Here is a 24,085-nt window from a genome sequence, read left to right as displayed (position 1 = left end):
CCACTTATGCAGATCGACCGTAATCACAAAGCAGATGCATGGCTGGCACATAGCCAGCGTGAACAGTCTGGACGTTTGACCATTTTCTTGGGTGCAGCACCGGGGGTTGGTAAAACCTATGCCATGCTGACTCGAGCACATGAATTGATGCAGCAAGGGCAACATGTGGTGGTTGGGATCGTAGAAACTCACGGTCGATCTGATACCGAGCGCTTGATTCAAGGCCTCAATGTGATTCCAAGAAAGGCAGTGGAGTATCAAGGCCGTATTTTGGAAGAGATGGATCTTGATCAAATTCTTAAATTAAAGCCTGAAATTGTGTTGGTAGATGAACTCGCACATCGTAATATTCCGAATAGCCGGCATGAATATCGCTGGCAAGATGTCAATGAATTACTGGATGCAGGCATTGATGTTTATAGCACTTTAAACATTCAGCATCTAGAAAGTCTGAATGATGTGGTTTATCAAATTACAGGGATTCGGGTCAGTGAAACAGTTCCCGATGCATTATTAAAACGATTGAAAGATATCCGTCTGGTTGATTTGCCTGTTCCTGAATTATTAGAACGCATGAACCATGGCAAAATTTATTTAGCCGATGTTGCACCACATGCACTGCAAGGTTTTTTTAAGCCCGCACATTTAACTGCTTTACGTGATTTAGCAATTCAAACCGTTGCAGGGCAAGTTGAAATTGATTATCGGGAAAAGTTTGTTGCACAAGGGCAGATTATCCCGATCCAGAATCATGTGATGTTGGCGATTGATGGTTCGGAGTTTTCGGAAGATTTAGTCCGACGGGCACATCGTATTGCTGAAAGACGCAATGCAATCTGGAGTGTGATTTCGATTCAAAAGAGCCAGAAAACCACAACACAGACATTAGCCGTGACCAAAGCATTCAATTTGGCACGTAAGCTAGGTGCAGATACCTATTTGTTACATAGTAATCATATTGCATCGACCATTTTACAAGCAGCTTATGATTATGGTGCGTCCAATATTTTACTCGGTAAAAGTCCTAAAAAGTCACTCTGGCAGCGTCTGTTTTCAGACCATATTGCCGACCAACTTTTAGAAAAACAGCATCCATTTGAGATCACTTTTGTTCAACCCCTAAAAGCTAAAAACAATAATGAGGCTAAGCCACAGACAGACCGGGCTTATTCTTCTTGGTTAGAACAAGGCTTGGCATTTAACCCACGAGAGATGATCGAAAGTATTTTGATTGTTCTATTGGGATTGATTGCGGCAACGGTGAGTGATCATTTTATTGGTTATAGTGAACTGGCTTTAATCTTTGTGGTCACCGTGCTTATCGTGGCGATGCGAGCAAGGATGTTTATCACCATTATCAGCGTCCTGATTTGCTTCTTGCTGTATAACTATTTCTTTATTGAACCTCGATTTACGCTTCGAATTAGTGCTGAGCGTGGGGTGATGACCATCATCATCTTTATCATTTCGGCATTGTTAGTAGGGCGTTTAGCCAATCAATTACGTGCTCAGGTACTGAGTTTACGTGCAGCAAATTCAGTTTCTTTGCAGCTACAAGAATTGGAGCGGAAATTATCTAGTTGCGTTGATATTGAACAAGTCTTAAATGTCGCTAAGCAGCATTTAGAAAGTTCTTTAAATGCAGCCGTTTGGCTTCGGATCGGAACACAAGAGTTAGGTGGTCACTCTTTATTTAATGAAAAAGATCAGATTGCAGCAAATTGGACTCAGAAAAATGCTAAACCTTGTGGACGTTTTACCAATACATTAACGCAATCCGAATGGTGGTTTAATCCATTGAATCTGGTTGGTGGATTTGGGGTAATTGCCATTCGATTTAATCAAAATACAGACAGCATTAGTTTTGAACAACAACGCCTTGCCGAATTGATGATTGATGATATTGCTCAAACCGCTTCTCGTGTACAGTTGTCCTTACAGTTGGAAAATTCCCGTGTGGTGGCTGAAACTGAAAAGTTACGCTCTGCATTATTGTCGTCAGTCTCGCATGACCTACGCTCACCCTTGGCGGCAATGATCGGTTCTGCTGATAGTCTGAAATACTATGGCGAGCAAATGTCCGAGGAGGACCGACACGAATTGTTAGATACCATTCATGTTGAAGGTGAACGGTTGGATCGTTATATTCAAAATCTACTGGATATGACCCGACTTGGCCATCAAGGTTTGAGTCTCAGTCGCGACTGGATTGGGGTGGAAGAACTGATAGGTTCTGCGACACAACGCCTGAAACGCTATCAACCCAAGGTCAATATTGATGTCACAATGACAGATGACTTGCCGCAATTGCATGTGCATCCTGCTTTGATTGAGCAAGCGATATTTAACGTGCTAGAAAATGCAGCCAAGTTTTCACCAGATGATATCCCGATTGAAGTACATATTCAGCAGGATGACGGTTATCTTCAAATTGATATTATCGACCAAGGTGTTGGCATTCCTGAAGAGGAGAGAGAGCAAATCTTTGATATGTTCTATACCATGCAACGTGGTGATCGGGGCAAAACAGGAACGGGCTTAGGCCTCGCCATTGTCAAAGCCATTATCGGTGCACATATGGGCAGTATTGAAGCTTTGGCTGGTACATATGGTCAGGGCACCTTAATTAGAATACGATTACCACTGCATCAGGATTAAAATTAGCATCTATGCCACAAACATTAAATTCTCAAGCATCAATTCTGATTATTGATGATGAGCCACAAATTCGGAAGTTTTTGGATATCGCCTTACGTGCACAGGGCTATCAGGTACATGTCGCGGAAAATGGTATGAAAGGACTAGAGGTTTTGGCGACGCGTGGTGCTGATTTGTTGATTCTGGATCTGGGCCTGCCGGATATGGAAGGACAGGCGGTATTGCTTGAGTTGCGACAATGGTCAGATATTCCTGTGATTGTCTTGTCGGCCCGTCCAGATGAAAATCAAAAAATTAAATTGTTGGATGCAGGCGCGAATGATTATGTCACCAAGCCATTTAGCATTCAGGAGCTCTGTGCGCGTATTCGGGTGATGTTCCGCAATAAGCCACAACAGGCAGAACACAATCTGATGTTTAATGATGGACAGCTCTGGGTTGACGTGGCTGAACATGCAGCCAAACTGGCGGGCGAGGACATTACTTTAACCAAAAAAGAATTTCAGTTGCTGACTTTATTGATTCGTCATCAGGGTAAGATTGTCACACAAAAACAAATCATGACCGAGCTATGGGGCATTACGCATGAAGAGGATACCCATTATCTTCGTATCTTGGTGAAAAAGCTTAGAACCAAAATCGGTGATTCTGCTGTGACGCCCAAGTATATTTTTACTATTGCGGGTGTAGGGTTACGTTTTTGCGAATAATCTGGATTAAGTTGAGCTAATTGGTTGGATTATAAAATTATTTATGATGATTTAAAGGTGGAGCTTGAATTGTAAAATGTTAGATAGTTCACAGTTTTTAAGCTATAATTTTCACGTTTTTTAATCTTTATTTTGATCGAGCGACAATGAAAAAATTATTAGCGGTTACAGTATTCAGTGCTTTCGGCTTAATGGCCTGCTCAACAACAGAAACATCCAAATCAATTCAAAGTCCTCAAGTGACAGCAGCAGTACAACAGATTAAATATAACGGGGTAAAAGTACCTGTTTCGATTGGTAAGTTTGATAACCGTTCAAGTTATATGAGAGGTATCTTCTCTGATAATGTTGACCGTCTTGGTGGGCAGGCGAAAACTATTTTAGAAACGCATTTACAGCAAACGGGTTATTTCTCGGTTCTAAATCGTGATAATTTGTCTGAACTTAAACAAGAAGTGGGATTTAGCAACAGCACTCAAAGCATTAAAGGTGCACGTTATGTGATCACTGGTGATGTGTCTGAATTTGGTCGCAAAGAAGTGGGTGATCAGCAATTATTTGGGATTTTAGGGCGCGGTAAACAGCAAATTGCTTATGCCAAAGTGAACTTGAATATTGTGGATGTAAAAACCTCAGAGATTGTACATTCAGTACAAGGCGCGGGTCAGTATGCATTGAGTGCGCGTGAAGTACTCGGTTTTGGTTCTACAGCCTCTTATGACTCAACCTTGAATGGTAAGGTGCTTGACTTAGCGGTACGCGAAGCGGTCAACAATTTGGTGACTGATATTCAAAATAATCGTTGGACTGCGCAATAAGGCTGGACCGCTGTAAAATGAAAAAAATTCTGTTCAGCAGTCTGATGACGATCGGCTTGGTTGGCTGCGCTGCGGGGCCTCAACCTTTATATAGTTGGGGCTCTTATACACAACAGACCTATCTGATGTATAGCCAGCCAGAAAAAGCCACACCCAGTGCACAAATCATTAAGTTAGAAGCGGAAATTGAAAAAGCCAAAGCGAAAAATTTGGCTGTTCCACCAGGCTTATATGCACATCTAGGATGGCTATCTTTACAAGTGAATAATGCGCAAAAAGCAGTTGAATATTTTCAATTGGAACGACAAGTTTATCCTGAATCTACGGTATTGATGGATCGGTTGTTGCAGAAGATGGGTGCCAATGGGGGAATTGCAAAGCCATGATCAAGGCATTTTTAGTTTCAAACCTTGTGCTTGCAGGCTTACTGGTTACAGGCTGTGCTTCATCTCCAGCGGTAAATAAGGATATGACGGTGTATAAACAGCATATGCCGAAATCTATTTTGGTATTACCGCCCGTTAACGATTCTCCTGATGTAAAGGCAACTTATAGCTATTGGCCGACAGTCGTTATGCCTGTTGCTGAAGCGGGTTACTATGTCTTTCCAATTTCTGTTGTGGATTCGATGTTTAAAGAGAATGGCGTGACCAATGGTCATGACGCGCAAAGCATTTCAACACAGAAATTGAAGGAAATCTTTGGTGCTGATGCGGCTTTGTATATTCGAATTAAAGAATATGGTTCTCAGTATCAAGTCATTCAAAGTGTTGCAACGGTGAGTGTGGAAGCAAAACTGGTCGATTTAAACACCAATGAGACGCTTTGGTCGGGTGAAAAGAAAGCCGTGCAATCGAGCAATAGTGGCAACAATGACTTACTCACAGCACTGGTCGGGGCATTGGTTGAACAAATTGCGGGGAGCTTAAATGATCGTGCTTATCCCTTGGCAACGATTGTAAATACCCAACTCTTTACCCCGACGCAGCATAACCCTGGTTTGGGTTTGCTTTACGGACCTCGTTCACCGAAATACCAACAAGATGGCGTAGTGAAGTAATTCATGTTTCATTTGCAGAATAAAAAAGCCTCTTGATGAGGCTTTTTTATTATCGAATCTTATTTAATATTTGGATCACCTTGTTTCAAGAAGAAACGTAAGGCGAGTTTCTGTACCCAAGTCCCATAAGGTGGATAGAACAGTTGGGTTGGGAAGAAGCGATGACGTGCAAAAACAGTTTTTGCATGGGAAAGCTCACGGAAACCTTCTTCGCCATGATATGTGCCCATTCCCGAGTTTCCGATTCCCCCAAAAGGTGCATCATGATTGACCACATGCCAGCCCCAATCATTCAAGGTCACACCCCCTGAATGGGTTTGTTTTAAGACATAATCACGTTCATTAGCATCGTGGGTAAAGAGGTATAAGGCTAATGGTCGTTCACCCGCTTGAATATAATCAATTGCATCATCCACTGTACCGTAAGCAACCACAGGCAAAACTGGGCCAAATAACTCTTCTTTAAGAATCCGCATCTCTGGGGTGCAATTGAGGACGATATGCACTGGCATACGACGCGCATCTTTGTCACGATCATATTCACCACAGGCAATGATTTGAGCGCCTTTGGCTTTGGCATCATCTAAGATATCGAGTAAACGTTTTAGATGACGTTCATTCACAATCGAAGTGTAGTTTGTATTTTGGCTAATATTATTGCCATACATCGCAGTGAAATTCGCTTGGCATTCTGCAACGAATTGATCTACTTTTTCTTTTGGCACCAGTGCATAGTCGGGCGCAACGCAGATCTGACCACAGTTGGTCGCTTTACCATGTAAAACGCGTTTCGCTGCATCAGCAAGCGGATAGTTGCGGCTGACTAATGCTGGGGATTTACCACCAAGTTCTAAGGTGACTGGGGTTAAATTATCTGCTGCCGCACGCATCACCACCCGACCAATTGCTGGTGAACCTGTAAATACAATATGGTTGAAGGGCAGCGAGGTGAATTGTGCTGGATCAAGGATCTCTCCACCAAAAACAGCTACTTCATCTTCACTGAAAATTTCAGCCAGCATCCGTTTAACTACAGCATTGGTTGCTGGAGTCACTTCAGGTAACTTGATCATCACCCGATTGCCTGCTGCAATTGCGGCAATTAAGGGTCCCAAGGCTAAATAAACAGGGAAGTTCCATGGAACAATAACACCCACTACACCTTTAGGCTGGTATTGCACACGTAGGCGATTCGATAAAAATAGTAGTTCAGTGCTACGTTTACTTGGTCGCATCCAACGTCTTAAATGACGAATGGCATGTTCTGCTTCAAGCACTGAACCGAGTAAATCAAGCAGTTTTGATTCATCCACTGAGCGTGAACTAAAGTCGGTATTAATTGCAGTCGCAATCACATCTTGATAACGGATAATTTGTTTTTTTATTTGCAATAATTTGGTACGTCGATCATCGAGATCTGGGTAGGGTTTAGCATCAAAAGCAGCACGCTGTTGCTTAAACACCGAATACATATGTTCGGTTGCAGGATCACTGAATTGTTGTGAAGTTGAAAGTGTCATTGTTGCTCCTTTCATGCTTATTAGTAGAATAGACTTTATGATTGATGAGATTTGTAGTCGATGTTAAATTGAGACAACAAAAGGTAATTTAGTGCCATTATGCATCATCACTCAAGGGATGAGGTGAAAAAATGCGTAAACAGGAGTTGAGCTCAACATTGGTCGAAGCACGTTATGATCAAAATCAATTGGCTCAAGGTACGCCGATCCTCGGTTTAACTAGTCTGCTAGAAGCCATGCAACAGCAAGGTTATCGTTTGGATGAGGTTTTAGCGGGCACAGGCATTTCTCAAGATGCGCTGAATAGTGCGGCCTCTCATATTTCCCCCTTTCAAAAATTACAACTGTTTCAAACCATTCAGCATTTAACTAAAGATCCGCTGATCGGTATGCGGGCTGGGCAAAAACAGCGGCTATCGGACTTTGGGGTTTATGGTTATGCGCTGTCTTCCTCTCGTAATTTTCAACAAGCCGTAGAGTTTGGTATTCGCCATATCAAACTCGCGGCACCCGTCCTTAAGAAAAGCTTTTCAATTCAAAAGCAAGTTGCCATTTTTGAAGGTCATGAAATTATTGCACTCGGCAAGCTATTGCCTTTGGTGTGTGAATTTTGGTTTAGTTCGATGCAAACCTTGATTGAATGTGTTTTGGAAGCACCCTTTCAAGCGAAAAAATTATTACTGCCTTATCCTGCCCCAGCGTATGCGGCAGAGTATGAAAAAGTCTTCCGCTGTCCAGTCGAGTTTGATGCTGATGTGATGCAATGGCATTTTGATCTTGATTGGCTCGATAAACCTTGTCCGAATGCCAATCCGATTACTGCAGATATGTGCCAATCTTTTTGTGAGCGCATGTTAGCTACAGATGACAATGAACAAGAACCTGAATTAGTTCGTAGCATTCGACTCATTTTATTAGATGCAGTGGGAAGCTTTCCAACGGCACAACAGATGGCAGATCAATTGCATTTATCCAAGCGGACTTTGTATCGCCGTTTAGCCGATGTGGATATCAGTTATCAAGAGATTTTAGACAGTACCAGAAGGCGGCTTGCAGATGAATATTTGGCAACAAGTTTGAGCATTGATGAAATCGCAGAACGCTTAGGATTTTCAGATACCTCAAATTTTAGAAAAGCCTATCGTAATTGGGTGGGGATTTCACCAAATGAGTATAGAGTGCATAAGAATACGGAAATTGAGTTTAAATAATTATGTTTATTCTCAAAATATGAATTTTTTAATTTAATTTTAATGTCGCGCGATAATAATAACTATTATAATTACTGGAATGCTCATAAACAGATATTTATTTAAATACAATAGAAGTTTTATAAATGAATGATATTTGTTTTAATTATCATTTAATTAAATATGTTATTTTTTAATCAAAAAATGCACCATAATATTGCATTGTGATTTTAAATATATAGCACTTTGAATAGTTATTCTTCAGGTGTTTTGATTGATTGATCTATATTTTTTAATAAAAACATATTAATAATTAGAGTCTTATATTTAAAAGTATATTTGTATACTTTTAAGGTATTTTTCATGTGAATGGCTGTGTTCACTATATAATTAAATTAAATGAATTAGCTAAAGTTAAATCGCATAGAATCTGTGCTGGATTAGGGTAGGTGTACCCATTAAAAAAACTTATTATGCTAAGGATTGCATTCAATGCTGACTTTTTTAGGTATCAGCATGATCATGTGCTTTATGTATTTGATCATGTCAAAACGTCTCAGTGCATTAGTTGCATTAATTTTAATCCCATTCATATTCGCTATTATCGCTTGGGGCTTAGGTTTTTATTTTGACAGCTTAAGTCATATTCAATTGGCCGAACTTGGCAATACCATGTTAGAGGGTATTAAAAAGCTCGCACCAACAGGCGTCATGCTTCTTTTCGCTATTTTATATTTTGCCTTAATGATTGATTCTGGGTTATTTGACCCTTCGGTAAGATGGATTTTAAAGAAAGTAAAAGGCGATCCATTAAAAATCACTTTGGGTACAGTTTTTCTCACATTATTGGTCTCTTTAGATGGCGATGGTTCAACCACATATATGATTTGTGTGGCAGCAATGATGCCGCTTTATAAACGAGTCGGTATGAATCCACTGATCATGACCTGCTTGATGTTGCTTTGTAGTGGTGTGATGAATTTGACGCCATGGGGTGGACCAACAGCCCGTGCTGCAAGTGCATTACAAGTTGATGCCAGTGAAGTCTTTATTCCAATGATCCCATCAATGATTGTGGCGGCTGCTTGGTTATTCTTCTTGGCTTATATGTATGGCATGTATGAACGCAAACGTTTAGGCGTGATTGAACTTGTAGACATCAGCCATGCCGATGATATTTCGATTTCAAAAGATCCAGAAGCACAACGTCCACATTTACGTTGGTTTAACGGTATTTTGACCTTAGTCTTGATGGCATCTTTGGTAAAAGGGATTTTACCAATGTCGATCTTATTTATGCTGGGTTTCTGTATTGCATTGGTGGTGAACTATCCGTGTGTCAACATGCAGAAAAAGCGTATCGCCATGCATGCAGACAGTGTCTTAGCGGTAGTGGGTGTAATCTTTGCTGCGGGTGTTTTTACAGGGATTTTATCAGGCACAGGTATGGTTGAGGCCATGTCTAAAGGTTTCGTTGCGGTGATTCCACCAAGCATGGGACCTTATCTAGCGCCAATTACCGGTGTATTGAGTATGCCTTTGACTTTCTTTATGTCGAATGATGCCTTTTATTTTGGTGTTCTACCGATTTTGGCAGAAGCAGCATCACACTATGGCATTGCACCCGTTGAAATCGCACGTGCGTCGATTATTGGACAACCGATTCATTTATTATCGCCATTGGTTCCTTCAACCTACTTACTTTGTGGTTTGGCTGCGGTAGAAATGGGGGATCATCAGAAATTCACGTTGAAATGGGCATTTATTACCTGCTGCGTGTTGATGGGTAGCGCCTTAATATTCGGTGTATTTCCATTTTATAATATGTAAATCAATTTGTTATAATGCTTTTATATTCATGAGAATATAAAAGCATACTTATTTACGCATTCCCACTTAATTCTAAATTTTGCTTGAAACACAGCGAAATAGAGATTTTTTACACTTTTTTTAGATGGTTAGGAACATAACAATGAAGATGAAAATTGCACTCGCGACAATGATGAGTATTGCGACCTGTTCTGCATTTGCAGCACCAAAATTTTATGGAGAGATTGATGCCAGTATTGATTATCTACCAGAAAAAAATGCAAATTCGGCAGATCATGATGTTTGGAAAGTAAATAGTAATAGTTCATTTGTTGGAATTAAAGGTGAAGAAAAATTAACCGAAAATTTGAGTGCAGTTTATTTAGCAGAATGGGCATTTTATGCGGATGGCGACAAAACTGATTGGTCGCAACGTAATCGTTTTGTCGGATTAAAAGATGATCGTTTTGGTACAGTCAAAATCGGTAAACATAATACACCGTTAAAAGATTTATCCAGTCCTGTAGATAGTTTTAATAACTATATTAGTAATAAAGCAGATATCACGGGGATTATGACGGGTGAAAACCGTGTCAATAATGCGGTGGTATATGATTCTCCTGAAATTGCCTTGAATGGCGGTAATCTGGAAGCCAGTGTCTTGCTTGCAACAGGGGAAAGCCGTGGGATTGAAGATGACAAACGTGGTGGGGTGAATACCGCAGGGCGTGGCTTAGGAGACGCATGGTCTGCATCATTGAGCTATAGTCATCCGGTATTCTTAGTGGGTGTTGGCTATGACAAAGCGATTCCAAGTGATTTCTTGGGGCATGGTTTATTAAATGCAGCTCAGACTGAAACACAAGTGGATGAAGTGTTCGCTGCTGCGAATACCATGCGTGTGATTGGTCGTTTGACACCAATTGAAGGGCTTGCCATAAAGGCTCTTTATCAGACATCAAAGATTGTAGATAAGCCAGGCAATAAAGTTGTTGATCCAACAACTTTAGATCCAGAAGGATTTATTCGTAATATTGATGATTCACAAGGCTGGCTCATTGGTGCTGAATATAAGCTACCGAATCAATCGAAATGGACGGTAAAAGCACAATACAGCCAAAACAGCACCAGTTTTAAAAGCAATGAAGCTGATTTCGATGCCAAGCAGGTATTGCTTGGTACAGACTATTCATTTAACAAACAAGTGAAAGTCTATGGCTATGCTGGATACTCAACATTCGAGCAAGCAAGTGCTAAAGACAAGCAACCGATTGCGGGGACTGGTCTAGAATTTAAATTCTAAATTTCAGTGAATTAACATCAATAAATAGGATAAATTTATCCTATTTATTGATGATTTTTTTGAAGTGTTTTTCTCGTTGATAAAGCAAGGCTTGACTTAATTCCTTTTAGAATATGTGAATAATAAAATATAAAAATTATTAATAATTTCTTCATTATTCTCCTGTATATTGAGCGCATTGATCTTCATGGATAGTGTGGATAGAAAAGGAAATGATTTTTAAAGATTTAAATATCTCTTTGTTTAATAGTATAAATTCTTTTGCAAAGGAGCATGCCGCGTTAGACAAGGCCGCAATTTTTTTGGCGGAGCCTGTAAATTATTTTGTGTAAGTTCCATTTTTTATAAATGATCTTTTAATCGATCATCGAACTGAATCGTAAACCAATTCATTGCTAAACGCCAATTTTGAATTGGCATCGTCCATTTCTTCGCAGCATTTGATGTTGCTAAGTAAATGACCTTCTTTACTGAGTCATCAGATGAAAAGATTTTCCTCTTCTTCGTTGAATGGCGTATTACGCTATTCAACGACTCAATCGCATTTGTTGTATAAATTGCATGACGTATTTCGGCTGGATAGCTAAAGATCGTTCGGATATTTTCCCAATTGGCCCGCCAGGATTCTCCAATTTTGGGATACTGGTGATTCCATTGATCACAGAAGATGTCTAGGGACTTTAAAGCATTTTCCTCTGTACTTGCCTGATAAATCGCTTTCAGACCCGAGGTAACAGCCTTGTAGTCTTTCCAGCTTACAAATCTCAGGCTATTGCGTACAACATGCACGATACACAGTTGAATATCAGTATGAGGGTAAACGGAGGCTATCGCGTCAGGAAAGCCTTTTAATCCATCTACACAAGCAACAAGAATGTCCTGTACTCCTCGATTTTTTAGCTCTGTCATGACTGACAGCCAGAATTTGGCACCTTCTGTCTGAGCAATCCACATACCCAGTAATTCTTTTTGTCCATCCATATTGATGCCTAAAGCAAGGTATACGGACTTGTTAATCACATTGGAGTGCTGACGGACTTTGACAACAATACAGTCAAGATAGACAACAGGATAAAGGCTATCTAAGGCTCTATTTTGCCACTCAGTCACTTGCTCAATCACAGCATCGGTAACTTTGCTGATGAGAGATGCTGAGACATCGGCATCGTACATTTCTTTGAAGAAGGCTACAATTTCCCTATTAGTCATTCCTTTTGCATACAGTGAGAGGATTTGGTCATCCATACTGGTGATGCGTGTTTGGTGCTTTTTGATAATTTGTGGCTCAAATGAACCTTCTCGATCACGGGGAATATCTAAAGCCAGTTGTCCATCTTGAGTTGTAATGGTTTTAGAACTAAACCCATTACGGCTATTTGAGCCTTTCCTGGACTGATGCTTTTCATAACCGAGATGGTCTGAAAGTTCAGTATTGAGTGCAGTTTCAATCATGAATTTTTTAAAGACTGCTGTCATTTGGTTTAAGTCTTCTGGTGTTTTTAGACCTTTAGCCAATTCGGCAGCCATACTTTTGATTGTTGCTTCATCCATGTGAAGTACCTTTTGTAATTATCCTCTGAAGGATAAATGAAAATTAAGTACTTACACAAAATTTAGAACAGTCCCTTTTGGCGGAGGATTTAAATACGGTACTGATCAGTTTTCTGGTATTTTTATTGGTCATCCAATGGAAAACATATCATCTTTTATTTGCCAAAACTTTAGTGATTGTGCTGTTTTCTTTACTTTTAAGCGACATTATTGAATTCTTTTATCATCATCCTCGCCCATTTCAAATTGACTTAGGTCATAAGTTAATTGGCCATGGTTCAACGTCATCCTTTCCAAGTCAACATACCATCACGGTTGTGATCATTGGGTTTTCTTATTGGATGGCGGGTTTTAAAAAGATTGGTTTGATCGGATTATTGTGTAGTGTAGTTGTCGGTCTATCGAGAGTTTTTGTCGGTGTTCATTTTCCCTTTGATGTCATTGGTTCTTTTGTGATTGGTTTTATGCTGGTGGTATCAGTCAATTATGCACTGAAAGAATTGGCAATTAGAATTAGACGTATAAAGCCAGTTCAATTGATGGATTGATATCTGGCCTAAATGAATTTATAAAAAACGGAGCATTGCTCCGTTTTTTATTGTCCGAGTTATAAGAAATTTATTCGATTACCCCAAGAGTTTACGCACTGTTTACGTTACTTCTACCCAAGCCTCAACTAAGCTAAATTTATCTATATAACTTGAGCTTTCAGCGATGAGTGCTGTACTTGTTGAGATCAATCATCCATCTGCGCTTAAAAAGTATATTCAAACGGCAATCTGCAACAATGAGATTGATGGCCTTACGCTAAAAAAACGATTTATAGAAGAAGTTGAAACTTATTTAAAACATTATCCACAGACACAACACGTCGATATTTATTTATGTGACTTAAATGGACATTTACGCGGTAAACGTATAGATGTCGGTTGCCTCAAAAATCTGAGTAAAGGTTGTTATTTCCCATTGTCGATTTATGCCATGAGTCTGGATGGCAAAGTGATTGAGGAGACAGGACTCGGTAAGTATATTGGAGAGCCTGATCATTTATGTGAACCTGTTTTAGGCACATTGAAACCACATGCGCTTGAGCCCGAAACAACAGCTCAGCTATTGCTCAGTATGAAGGATGATCATCAGCAAGATTGCGTATTTGAACCTCGCAATATGTTGAAAAAAATCCTCTCTCAACTTCATGATAAAAGTTACTTTCCCTGTCTTGCTGCCGAAGTCGAGTTCTATCTACAGCCTTTAAGTGAGGCTGATGAGGTTGAAGAATCGGTAAGCCAATGCTTTGATATTAATACCTCCGATCATTACCAAAATATTCTGAATGAGATCGAAGCAGTCGCAAAACGACAGCGTATTCAAATTATAGGAATCGTTTCTGAATCCTCTTCAGGTCAGTATGAGATTAATCTGCAACATACAACGGATCTATTGAGCTTATGTGATCAGATTATGTTGCTGAAAAGAAGCATCAAGCAGATTGCGAATAAGCATGGACTGCGTGCAAACTTCCTTGCCAAGCCTGATATGCATAAGGCGGGGAGTGGTATGCACTTCCATATGAGTCTTTTAGATCAACATCAGCAGAATCTTTTTAGTTCGGCACAAGAGAATATCTCTGATAATTTATTAAAAGCGGTGAGTGGATTACTGTTATTGATGCCTGATTCGATGGCGATTTTAGCGCCTAATTTAAACTCTTTTAGACGTTTTAAACTTGGTCATCATGTGCCACTCGAAGCCAATTGGGGGCTGAATAATCGAAATGTGGCGATTCGAATTCCATGTTCAGATCAAGAAAATCAGAGACTGGAATACCGCGTGGCAGGAGCTGATTGTAATCCTTATTTGGCTGTCGCTATAATTTTGATAGGTACATTGCATGGTCTAACACAGGGATTAGATATTCCAAAGCAAGCGCATCAGTTAAAACTGAAAAGTGAGCATGTGTTCTTGCCAACTGAGCAAATGCAAGCATTACAATTATTCCAAGCCAATTCGGTTTTAATCGAATACTTAGGAAAGGACTTTGCCACGCTTTGGTGTACGCTAAAGCAGGCTGAATATCAAAGTGTCTATAGCCAGATTACAGCGATCGAAAAGAGTTGGGATATTTAGCCGCTCGATGTGCTGTTGCAATATAACAAAAATGCTAATGGGTTATGCGCTCAGCGGGACTCGAACCCACGTCGGTCGCTTAGGAGGCAACTGCTCTATCCAGTTAAGCTATAAGCGCATAATTTTATGATTATAAACAAAAAAGTGATTGCAGAAGCAATCACTTTTTAATGAAACCGATCAGCTGTTAACTTTCAGTTTTACGATTTAAAAACTTATAGAAAATAAACATTAATACGATCCAGATCGGAATCATCAGTACAGATTCTTTGAAGCCTTGTTGCCACATGATGTAAAGCACCACAGCAATAAAACCTAATACCAAATAGTTACTAAATGGAGACCACAAAGCAGGATAAGAGGTTTTAATTTGAGCTTTTTTGATATGACTTCTATATTTCAAATGGGTCAAACTGATCATTGCCCAGTTTAAAACTAAAGCACCAACAACCACATACATCAAATGTCCAAGCGCATCTTCAGGCACAAAGTAGTTGAGTAATACGCAACCAAAGATTAGGAACGCTGAAAGGAGAACTGCTGGAACAGGGACGCCTTGCTTATTGGTTTTGGTAAATACTTTTGGTGCATTACCTTGTTGAGCCAAACCAAACACCATACGGCTATTGGCATACATACCACTGTTATATACGGATAATGCTGCGGTCAGGATAATAAAGTTAAGTAAATGCGCTGCCCAACCAATCCCCATTTGACTGAAAATCATCACGAATGGACTTTTATCTAAGCCACCGAGATCCAGCTGATTCCAAGGCACAAGTGACAAGAGAATAGCAAGAGAACCCACATAGAACACTAAAATACGAATCACCACTTGGTTAATCGCTTTAGGAATCGTGGTTTTTGGATCTTTGGCTTCTGCGGCTGCCATACCAATCAGTTCAATACCCCCGAAGGCAAACATCAAGAAAGCCAGCATATAGAACAAGCCATCGAAGCCATGCGGGAAAAAGCCGCCATGTGACCACAGGTTGCTAAAAGAGGCTGTTGAGTTTGCATCCGCAGTGAAGAGTAAGAACAAGCCAAACAAGATCATAGCGACTACAGCAGTCACCTTGATGATGGCTAACCAGAACTCTGATTCACCATAGAATTTAACATTGGTCAGGTTCACTGCCGTAATCACGACAAAGAAGAACAATACAGACTGCCAAGCGGGGATTTGTGGCCACCAGTAATTAATGTATTTACCTACTGCCGTTAGCTCAGTCATTGCGACAAGGATATACAGTACCCAATAATTCCAGCCTGTGATAAAGCCTGGAAATTTACCCCAATACTTATAAGCAAAATGGCTAAATGAACCTGCAACAGGCTCTTCAACAATCATTTCACCTAAATGACGCATGATTAGAAAAACAATCAAGCCGCCAATCGCATACCCCAAAATAATAGATGGTCCAGCAGACTGGATAATTTGCGCAGAACCTAAAAATAAGCCCGTACCAATCGCTCCACCCATCGCGATGAGTTGGATATGGCGGTTTTTTAGTCCACGCTGAAGTTGAGAAGAATCGTTGTTCAAAGGACTGAGCTCGACGAGGAATTAACTGGATTATTCTAATAGATTCAAAGATTTTCGCCTAGTAAAAGTACAGCGATGCTATGACTGGAAAGTTGTTTTTAAAAGTTATTTAAAATCTTATATTTATATGAATATTAAAATGAAATATGCTGCAATTTTATACAGTTGGAGAATGCCCTTGTTTTTCCCGACGGATGGAATGGTATTTTTGCCATTGTGAAAGGCTTGAAATCTACTCACTATAATGCACAGATTTTACACATTATGACCAATCCCAAAACCATTGGTCGTATGGTATTTTTGATGACCGTGCAGTACCTTTAGATTCAAAACCAATCTGCACCAAGAATATGATAAAAGGAAGACATTGACATGAGCTCAGTACCGCAAATAAAAGTCCCAGCAACCTATATGCGTGGGGGGACAAGTAAAGGTGTGTTTTTCAAACTGGATGATTTACCTGAAGCGGCACAAATAGCGGGCAAGGCACGTGATCAACTTCTTCTGCGTGTGATTGGTAGTCCAGACCCTTATGGCAAACAGATTGATGGCATGGGTGGGGCGACCTCAAGCACCAGTAAAACGGTCATTTTGGCAAAAAGTTCTGAGTCAGAACACGACGTTGATTATCTATTTGGTCAAGTATCAATTGATCAGCCATTTGTCGACTGGAGTGGTAACTGTGGCAACCTAACCGCAGCAGTGGGTTCCTTTGCCATTTCAAATGGTTTGGTCGATGCAGCGCGTATTCCTGAAAATGGGATTTGTACGGTACGGATCTGGCAGAAGAATATTCAAAAAACCATTATTGCACATGTTCCTGTGAGCAATGGTCAAGTTCAGGAAACAGGTGATTTTGAACTGGACGGTGTGACTTTCCCCGCAGCTGAAGTTCAGATTGAATTTTTAGACCCGGCGGATGATGGCGAAGAAGGCGGCGATATGTTCCCGACAGGAAACGTTGTGGATCAACTGGTTGTTCCTGAAATTGGCACATTCCAAGCCACATTTATCAATGCAGGTATTCCGACCATTTTCCTCAATGCAGAAGATATTGGTTATCAAGGTACAGAATTACAAGATCAGATTAATGGTGATGCTGCAGCTTTAGCACGTTTTGAGAAAATTCGTGCTTATGGCGCAGTACATATGGGTTTGATTGAAGATATTTCAGAAGCAGCTGCGCGTCAGCATACGCCTAAAATTGCTTTTGTATCACAACCAAAGAGCTATACCTCATCAAGTGGTAAACCCGTCGAGACGAGTGATGTGGACTTATTGGTACGTGCTTTGTCGATGGGCAAATTACATCATGCCATGATGGGAACGGCAGCAGTTGCGATTGGTACGGCAGCCGCTATTCCAGGAACCTTAGTGAATTTGGCTGCTGGTGGCGGTGAGCGTGAAGCCGTTCGTTTCGGTCATCCATCTGGGACTTTACGTGTGGGTGCTCAAGCTGAATTGATTGATGGTAAGTGGTCTGTTAAAAAAGCCATTATGAGTCGCAGTGCGCGTGTGTTGATGGAAGGCTGGGTTCGTGTACCAGGGGATACCTTCTAGTTTATTTTCTTTTTGAGTTTTATAGGTAAGGCCTTCATTTGAAGGCCTTATTATTTTAGGTCTATTAAAAATACAAACACAATTTCATGAGATAAATAATGTTATGATGTGGCAATTCTGACAAGTCTTGTCATTTTACTCTTCCATTCAGATTTCCTGAGGCAACAACTGTGTCATCTATCTCTCAAGTTAATGCGGATGTTCTAAAACAAGCTCAACAACGTATTCAACAAGATTTATTGACAGCATTGGCTGCATTTTCAATTCCAGAACCTTTAAAAGCAGCCGTTCATCATACCGTGATGTTAGGTGGTAAGCGGGTTCGTCCTGCACTCTGTTATGCAGCAGCGTCATTACAGCCGAATCACAACTTTGCAGCAGCACGCCGTGCCGCAGTTGCGGTTGAATTGATTCATTGTTATTCGTTGGCACATGATGATTTACCATGCATGGACAATGATTTACTACGTCGTGGACAACCAACCTGTCATGTTGCATTTGGCGAAGATACGGCCTTATTGGCGGGTGATATATTGCAGTCGATGGCATTTGAGATTTTGGGCAGCCGTTTGTTTGATGAGCAGGGCCAAGGAACTGAAGCTGCCATTGTCTTAAAACAAGTGCAAATCTTGGCAACAGCAAGTTCAAGAATGGTTTGTGGTCAGGTATTGGATTTACAGGCCGAAGGGGAAGGAAAACAAGTTGATCAAGCTGAATTGGAAAATATTCACCGCAATAAAACAGGGGCTTTGATTCAAGCGGCGATTATGATGGGCGCGGTGACCATTTTTAATGGGACTGATCAGGCCATTCCGAAATTACGCCAATTTGGGCAAACGATTGGTTTAGCCTTCCAAGTGCAAGATGATATTCTAGATGTGACGGCAAGCACTGAGACTTTAGGTAAAACTGCGGGTAAAGATGAGCAAGTTCAAAAATCAACTTATCCATCGTTGATGGGCTTAGCACAAGCACAGGCTTATGCACAAACTTTACATGATCAAGCCTTTGAAGCCTTGGCTTATTTTGGTGCTGATGCCAAAGAGCTGGTCGAAATTTCGCAGTTTTTACTGGCACGGAAAAGTTAATCTTTCGTCAGCTTTGATCAATTATTGAGTGTTATAAAAGACCATCCTTGTATGGTCTTTATTTTTGGAGTCGGTATATACCTTAAGATGATCAACAGAATAGATTTAAGCAGTTTATAAATCATTGTTTTAATATAAAAGTGAATCTAAGATAAATAGATGATCCATAGAAATAACAACAGAGCATCACTTTATGAATGACGATCAATTAGAACAATGTGCGCTTGAATATGGACAACAACTGGCTTTTTCCATCCAATCACAACCTTTTGGTCCAGACTGTGAGGTCTTTAAGGTCTTTGATAAGGTATTTATGTTGATTGGTGCTTATTCTGGCAAGTTGCTGGTGACAATTAAATGTGAGCCTGAGAAAAGTTTGGAATATCAGGAGCTGTATCCTTCAATTTCCGCAGGTTATCACATGAGTAAGAAACACTGGATTTCGATTGCAAGTCGTCCAGAGATCACCGCAGATTTGCTGCAAGACCTGATTAAAGATTCTTATGATTTAGTGGTGGGAAAACTCCCACTTAAAGATCGAAAGCGAATTCAGAATGTATAAAAAATAAAGCAGCGATAACGCTGCTTTATTTTGATTGGAAACAGGACTTAGTGTTTGCCCATAATTCCACGAATGGCATTGAGTACATCGGCTGGAAGTACCACAGTTTTTGCATTGCTTGATTTAGAAAGATCTTGCATCGCTTTTACATATTGCTCACCGAGTAAGTAAGCAACAGGGATTTCTTTATCACCGACAGCTGTCGTGACCATTTCAATCGCACGTTGTGAAGATTCTGCAAGAACAACCTGAGCTTCTGCATCACGACGCGAAGCTTCCAAACGACCATCTGCTTCTAAAATCGCAGCCTGTTTTTCACCATCTGCTTTAGTCACCGTCGCACGACGTTGACGCTCAGCCGCCGCTTGAGCTTCCATCGCAGCTTGCATGGTGTGAGATGGCTGAATATCTTGGATTTCAACCGTTTTCAGGGTAATGCCCCAATCTGAAATATCATCAGAAATGGCTGCTTTTAACTTCGCTTTGATATGATCACGTGAAGAAAGCGCATCATCCAAATCCATTTCACCAACGATTGAACGGAGTGAAGTTTGAACAAGGTTTTGAATGGCCCAAGTATAGTTTTCAATCCCATACACCGCTTTTTCTGGTGTTGTCAGGTTGATATAAGCTACGGCATTCATCACCAGTACAGCATTGTCTCGGGTAATGACTTCTTGTGAAGGAATATCTAAAACAATATCTTTCGTGGTAATTTTATAAGCAACTTCGTCTACATATGGAATCACGAAATTGAGACCAGGATTCAACGTGGTATGGTATTTACCTAAACGTTGAACAATCCATTTATAACCTTGGGGAACAATACGAACCCCTTTAAAGATGGTTATAGCAATAAAAGCTAAAAAAGCTAAAACAACAATAGTACCGACAGACATTGAAAACCCTCTTTTGTGTTTATGACGTGCTATGCGGTTGAACGACTAAATCATTACCCAAAATATCAACGACTCGAACGCGATCGCCGACTTGTACAGGTACAGTACAACGACAATTCCATTCATCAGAACCTAAAACAGGCATCGAGAAGCGTACAATGATTTGTCCATGTTCAAGACCAGTCTGGATCACCATACCGACTTGACCAATGGTTGCTTCACGAGGAAGTCCTGCTTTGGTTTTATCAATGGAGAGAGGTTTGATAAATTTGAACCAAAGAATCGTGCATAAAATAGATAAAATTCCCCAAGTAATGACTTGGGTGGTAAAGCCCATCATCGGGAAAAGCCACAGTAAAATACAGACCATGACTGCTGCTATGCCAAACCATAATGCAGCAAAAGCAGGCAAAATTAACTCTGAAAGAATGAGTAAAATCCCTAATACAAACCAGTGCCAAGGTTCAACTACAAATTCCATAGATTTGCTCGCATCATTAAACGGAGTGGAGGTGAAAAAATATTCACCTTTAGCACTCTAGCAGATCATTATCTTTATGAATATACAAAGATTGTTTTTTTAGAATTTGGGGCTGATGGTCATGAGAAATCTTGCTTGGATTGCAAGTCGTTATGCAGATCAACAGCCCTTGAGCGGATGTTTAGAATTTAGACTTTGGTGCAGGCTTAAGGGCAGCAGGGGAGTTTTTAAATGTCGTAATCGCATTTCGAATCGCAGTGATCTTGGCTTGAGCCGCTTTTTCACCTTCTAAAATTGCTTCATTACTGGATTTTAGGTCTAATGCGCCTAAATGGCCCACTTTAGGCTGAATCACGACGGTGGCTTGATTCAACTCTTCATTAATACTTTGCTGTCCCATGATATTAATGGTTTGGTCCAATAAACCCCACATGCTTAAAGGTTTACCACCCACTGGACGTGCAGAGATATCTACGGCAATCACAATATCGGCCCCCATATCTTTGGCTGTTTTGACAGGAATTGGACTGACTAAGCCACCATCTACATATTTGGTATTGCCAATTACTGCAGGCACAAACACGTTTGGAATACTACAAGAAGCTCGTACAGCTTGACCTGCATTGCCTTTAATAAACTCTGCTTTTTTTCCATTATCTAAGCGCGTTGCGACCGCAGCAAAACGAATTGGGAATTGCTCAATTGGTTTATTGCCCACTTGCGTATTTACATAGTTTTGTAGCTTTTGGCCGAGGATAATACCTTGACTATTCAAAGTTAAATCGCGTAAATCAGATTCTTGCAGTTTTAACGCCAGATTCTGCATTTGATAAGGGGTTTGTCCACTGGCATAAATACTGCCCACGAAACTCCCTGCACTGGTGCCCGTCACGATTTTGGCTTTAATGCCATGTGACTCTAATACCTTGATCACGCCAATATGGGCAAAGCCTTTGGCACCGCCACCACCCAACGCGAGTGCAATGACAGGTTCACGTGCTTTAATCGCCGTAGTTTGAGGTGTTTTCTTTGCTGTTTGATCACAACCAAATAAAGCGAGACTTAGAACAGCCAAGCAAGACAGTCGAGCAATTTTCATATCAGGTGCAGATAAAATGTACAAAAAGATGGGCACATCAGAGCAGATTTGCCCTTAACTTTCTAGTTTTTTTTCACAAGTTTTTGTAAGGGTTCTGCCAGCCAATCTGGGTTTTTGGGCGAGAAGTGTCCGACATAACGTTGCATGATGTGCTCTAAGTCTTGTTGATAGTGACCTGTTGGGGTAAAAGCACCTAAGCAGTAAATGGTTTTATGGTCGTAATCAAAAGCAAACATTACGATGGGAATCCCGGCAGCATGGGCAATATGATAGAAACCACTTTTCATTTTCTCTGCTTTTTTACGTGTTCCTTCAGGCGCCATCCCAATCCAGATTTTATCGTGTTGATGAATCGTGGCAACAACTTGTTCTGTCAAACCATGAGCACTATCACGATGAACAGGAATGAGTCCTGCCCAGTTTAAAAGTGGCTTCAAAGCTGGTTTAAATAAAGTATCTTTACCTAAAACCGTAATTTTTAAGCCTAAGCCACCTATAGCGAGAAAACCATACCAACCATCAATATTGGAAGTATGTGGCGAGATAATGGCAACAGCTTTAGGTAGATTGGGAATTTCACCAACAACCGTCCAGCCTTGGCCGAGAAAAAGTTTTTTACACAATGCACGACTATAAGCTGTACCACGTTGTGGAACCAGCGGAGGTAAATCTGGAAAATGCTGTGGCATAAATCACGATATGTAATGACAACTACAATTATGTTAAACACTCATGACAGCGCCTGCATTGGCAAAAAATAAGATTTTATTGCCTTACAGATGAAAGGATTGGATACTTGATCGACCTTATTGTACTGCCATGGAAAACGCGGAATGCCTAATCTTCGACAGATTTACATTTTATTGTTTTCTTTGTATTGGGCACAGGGCTTGCCTGTTGGCTTTATGACGCATGCATTACCTGTGATTTTAAGGGCACAAGGGGTGTCGCTGGCGCATATTGGTGGTTTCGGCTTATTGATGTTGCCTTGGTCGATTAAGATTTTTTGGGCTGCTTATGTGGATCGGTTTGCCTTATTTGGATTCGGGCACTACCGTAGCTGGATCATTCCGACGCAACTTTGCAGCGTTGTTATTCTAATTATTCTCTCATTTTTCCCTATCCATGCCTTGGATCAACCGAGTTATCTACTGATTTTCTTTGGCTTACTCTTGTTGATGAATTTAACAGGGGCAACCCAAGATATTGCCACAGATGGTTTGGCTGTCAATTTACTCAAAAGTGATCAGCAGCATTGGGGCAATACCTTCCAAGTGATCGGATCACGTTTAGGTTTTATTGTTGGGGGCGGAGCTGTACTTTGGTGTTTGGATTGGCTGGATTGGCAAAGCACATTTCTGGCTTTGGCAGGTTTGGTTTTTTTAAACACATTGCCTGTTTTATTTCATTCCGAGCCGCAACATGAAAGCAAAGACGCACTCAATAAAGCGAATGTTCAATCCTTTACTCAGGCAATTAAAGCTTATTTAAATTATTTCCAGTCTTCTCCAGAATTAAAAGCATGGCTGTTCGTACTGATCAGTTTTAAAGTGGCTGATGGTCTAGCAGGACCTTTATTGAAACCGTTGATGGTGGATATGGGGCTGAATTTCACTCAGATTGGGGTGTTTATTACCATGTTTGGAGCAGTTGCGGCATTATTGGGAGCGGCTGTCGCTGGGCTATTATTAAAATATTTCTCTAGAACAAGTTGTTTAATCGTATTCTCATTTTTGAAAATTATAAGTTTGGGGGCGTATGCCATTCTCGGCTATGCCTATGAATCTCGTTATCAAATTGCTCCACTTTGGTTGTATGTGGTAAATGCAGTTGAAGATGCCTGTTCTGCAATGCTGCTGGTCGCGATGCTGACACTGGTCATGCAATATAGCCGTAAACAATTTGCAGGAACGGACTTTACCTTTCAGGTATCGATCATGGCAACGGTCAGTGGTTTATTGTATTTATTCAGTGGTATGGTTGGCGATTGGCTGGGCTATGCAGATTATTTACTGGTGATCTGTGTCATTTCGATGCTGTGTTTGAGTCCGATCTTTTATTGGAAAAATAAAGCAAGATAAAGGTCACTTTTTATTACAATTTT

Annotated in this window: 21 protein-coding genes and 1 tRNA gene; 14 read left to right on the top strand and 8 right to left on the bottom strand. The window is 40.6% G+C overall.

Features of this window, described 5'->3' with window-relative positions; translation table 11 throughout:
• Positions 1–6 precede the first annotated feature (6 nt).
• From F902_RS18995 to F902_RS18975, 5 genes are all read left to right on the top strand, one after another.
• Positions 7–2,658, top strand: a complete 2,652-nt coding sequence (locus F902_RS18995; RefSeq protein ID WP_005206002.1) for a sensor histidine kinase — start codon at positions 7–9, stop codon at positions 2,656–2,658.
• A gap of 11 nt (positions 2,659–2,669) precedes the next feature.
• Complete coding sequence (locus F902_RS18990; protein WP_005205999.1) at positions 2,670–3,368, top strand: response regulator; 699 nt, start codon at positions 2,670–2,672, stop codon at positions 3,366–3,368.
• Positions 3,369–3,514: 146 nt separating this feature from the next.
• On the top strand, positions 3,515–4,186 hold the full coding sequence (locus tag F902_RS18985) for a CsgG/HfaB family protein (protein WP_005205998.1): 672 nt from the start codon (positions 3,515–3,517) through the stop codon (positions 4,184–4,186).
• Positions 4,187–4,203: 17 nt separating this feature from the next.
• Entirely contained in the window at positions 4,204–4,572 is a 369-nt protein-coding gene (locus tag F902_RS18980; RefSeq protein WP_005205995.1) for a DUF4810 domain-containing protein, read from the top strand.
• The gene (locus tag F902_RS18975) at positions 4,569–5,246 is read left to right on the top strand and encodes a DUF799 domain-containing protein (RefSeq protein ID WP_005205993.1); all 678 of its coding nucleotides are present in this window, start codon (positions 4,569–4,571) and stop codon (positions 5,244–5,246) included. Before F902_RS18980 ends, F902_RS18975 begins: the two co-directional genes overlap by 4 nt.
• Positions 5,247–5,305: 59 nt before the next feature.
• On the opposite strand, the gene F902_RS18970 is transcribed toward F902_RS18975, so the two are convergent.
• Complete coding sequence (locus tag F902_RS18970) at positions 5,306–6,766, bottom strand: coniferyl aldehyde dehydrogenase (RefSeq protein ID WP_005205992.1); 1,461 nt, start codon at positions 6,764–6,766, stop codon at positions 5,306–5,308.
• A 131-nt stretch (positions 6,767–6,897) separates the two neighbouring features.
• On the opposite strand from F902_RS18970, the gene F902_RS18965 reads away from it, so the two are divergent.
• From F902_RS18965 to F902_RS18955, 3 genes are all read left to right on the top strand, one after another.
• Entirely contained in the window at positions 6,898–7,977 is a 1,080-nt protein-coding gene (locus F902_RS18965; RefSeq protein ID WP_005205990.1) for an AraC family transcriptional regulator, read from the top strand.
• A gap of 471 nt (positions 7,978–8,448) precedes the next feature.
• Positions 8,449–9,786 (top strand): CitMHS family transporter, encoded by a 1,338-nt coding sequence (locus tag F902_RS18960; RefSeq protein ID WP_005205988.1) that lies wholly within the window; start codon positions 8,449–8,451, stop codon positions 9,784–9,786.
• Between the two features lie 142 nt (positions 9,787–9,928).
• Entirely contained in the window at positions 9,929–11,068 is a 1,140-nt protein-coding gene (locus F902_RS18955; protein ID WP_005205986.1) for a porin, read from the top strand.
• A 342-nt stretch (positions 11,069–11,410) separates the two neighbouring features.
• On the opposite strand, the gene F902_RS18950 is transcribed toward F902_RS18955, so the two are convergent.
• Positions 11,411–12,619, bottom strand: coding sequence for an IS256-like element ISAba26 family transposase (locus F902_RS18950; RefSeq protein ID WP_005202188.1), 1,209 nt, complete (start codon positions 12,617–12,619; stop codon positions 11,411–11,413).
• Positions 12,620–12,696: 77 nt separating this feature from the next.
• Here F902_RS18950 and F902_RS18945 point away from each other — a divergent pair, with 77 nt between their 5' ends.
• Both F902_RS18945 and F902_RS18940 read left to right on the top strand, forming a co-directional pair.
• A complete protein-coding gene (locus F902_RS18945; RefSeq protein WP_005205982.1) occupies positions 12,697–13,167 on the top strand; it encodes a phosphatase PAP2 family protein in 471 nt (156 codons plus the stop codon).
• 166 nt (positions 13,168–13,333) lie between these two features.
• On the top strand, positions 13,334–14,746 hold the full coding sequence (locus F902_RS18940) for a glutamine synthetase family protein (protein WP_005205980.1): 1,413 nt from the start codon (positions 13,334–13,336) through the stop codon (positions 14,744–14,746).
• Positions 14,747–14,791: 45 nt separating this feature from the next.
• On the opposite strand, the gene F902_RS18935 is transcribed toward F902_RS18940, so the two are convergent.
• A tRNA-Arg gene (locus F902_RS18935) sits at positions 14,792–14,864 on the bottom strand.
• Positions 14,865–14,933: 69 nt separating this feature from the next.
• Positions 14,934–16,292, bottom strand: coding sequence for an amino acid permease (locus tag F902_RS18930; protein ID WP_005205978.1), 1,359 nt, complete (start codon positions 16,290–16,292; stop codon positions 14,934–14,936).
• Between the two features lie 372 nt (positions 16,293–16,664).
• Here F902_RS18930 and prpF point away from each other — a divergent pair, with 372 nt between their 5' ends.
• The 3 genes from prpF (at position 16,665) to F902_RS18915 (ending at position 19,502) form a co-directional block, all read left to right on the top strand.
• Positions 16,665–17,852, top strand: a complete 1,188-nt coding sequence (gene prpF / locus F902_RS18925; protein ID WP_005205976.1) for a 2-methylaconitate cis-trans isomerase PrpF — start codon at positions 16,665–16,667, stop codon at positions 17,850–17,852.
• A gap of 170 nt (positions 17,853–18,022) precedes the next feature.
• Entirely contained in the window at positions 18,023–18,940 is a 918-nt protein-coding gene (locus tag F902_RS18920) for a polyprenyl synthetase family protein (protein WP_004803041.1), read from the top strand.
• A gap of 193 nt (positions 18,941–19,133) precedes the next feature.
• Positions 19,134–19,502 (top strand): MmcQ/YjbR family DNA-binding protein, encoded by a 369-nt coding sequence (locus F902_RS18915; protein WP_005205974.1) that lies wholly within the window; start codon positions 19,134–19,136, stop codon positions 19,500–19,502.
• A gap of 47 nt (positions 19,503–19,549) precedes the next feature.
• On the opposite strand, the gene F902_RS18910 is transcribed toward F902_RS18915, so the two are convergent.
• From F902_RS18910 to F902_RS18895, 4 genes are all read right to left on the bottom strand, one after another.
• Positions 19,550–20,401, bottom strand: a complete 852-nt coding sequence (locus F902_RS18910) for an SPFH domain-containing protein (protein WP_004803045.1) — start codon at positions 20,399–20,401, stop codon at positions 19,550–19,552.
• 19 nt (positions 20,402–20,420) lie between these two features.
• Entirely contained in the window at positions 20,421–20,882 is a 462-nt protein-coding gene (locus F902_RS18905; RefSeq protein ID WP_004803047.1) for an NfeD family protein, read from the bottom strand.
• 181 nt (positions 20,883–21,063) lie between these two features.
• Complete coding sequence (locus F902_RS18900) at positions 21,064–21,981, bottom strand: patatin-like phospholipase family protein (protein WP_004803049.1); 918 nt, start codon at positions 21,979–21,981, stop codon at positions 21,064–21,066.
• A 62-nt stretch (positions 21,982–22,043) separates the two neighbouring features.
• Positions 22,044–22,670, bottom strand: a complete 627-nt coding sequence (locus tag F902_RS18895; protein ID WP_004803051.1) for a 1-acyl-sn-glycerol-3-phosphate acyltransferase — start codon at positions 22,668–22,670, stop codon at positions 22,044–22,046.
• Between the two features lie 144 nt (positions 22,671–22,814).
• Between F902_RS18895 and F902_RS18890 the strand changes: the two genes are divergently transcribed.
• Positions 22,815–24,062, top strand: a complete 1,248-nt coding sequence (locus tag F902_RS18890) for an MFS transporter (protein ID WP_005205972.1) — start codon at positions 22,815–22,817, stop codon at positions 24,060–24,062.
• Positions 24,063–24,085 lie beyond the last annotated feature (23 nt).

It is taken from the genome of Acinetobacter higginsii, from assembly GCF_000369525.1.
GTDB classification, from domain to species: Bacteria; Pseudomonadota; Gammaproteobacteria; order Pseudomonadales; family Moraxellaceae; genus Acinetobacter; species Acinetobacter higginsii.
This window is presented reverse-complemented; position numbering and strand designations above follow the sequence as displayed.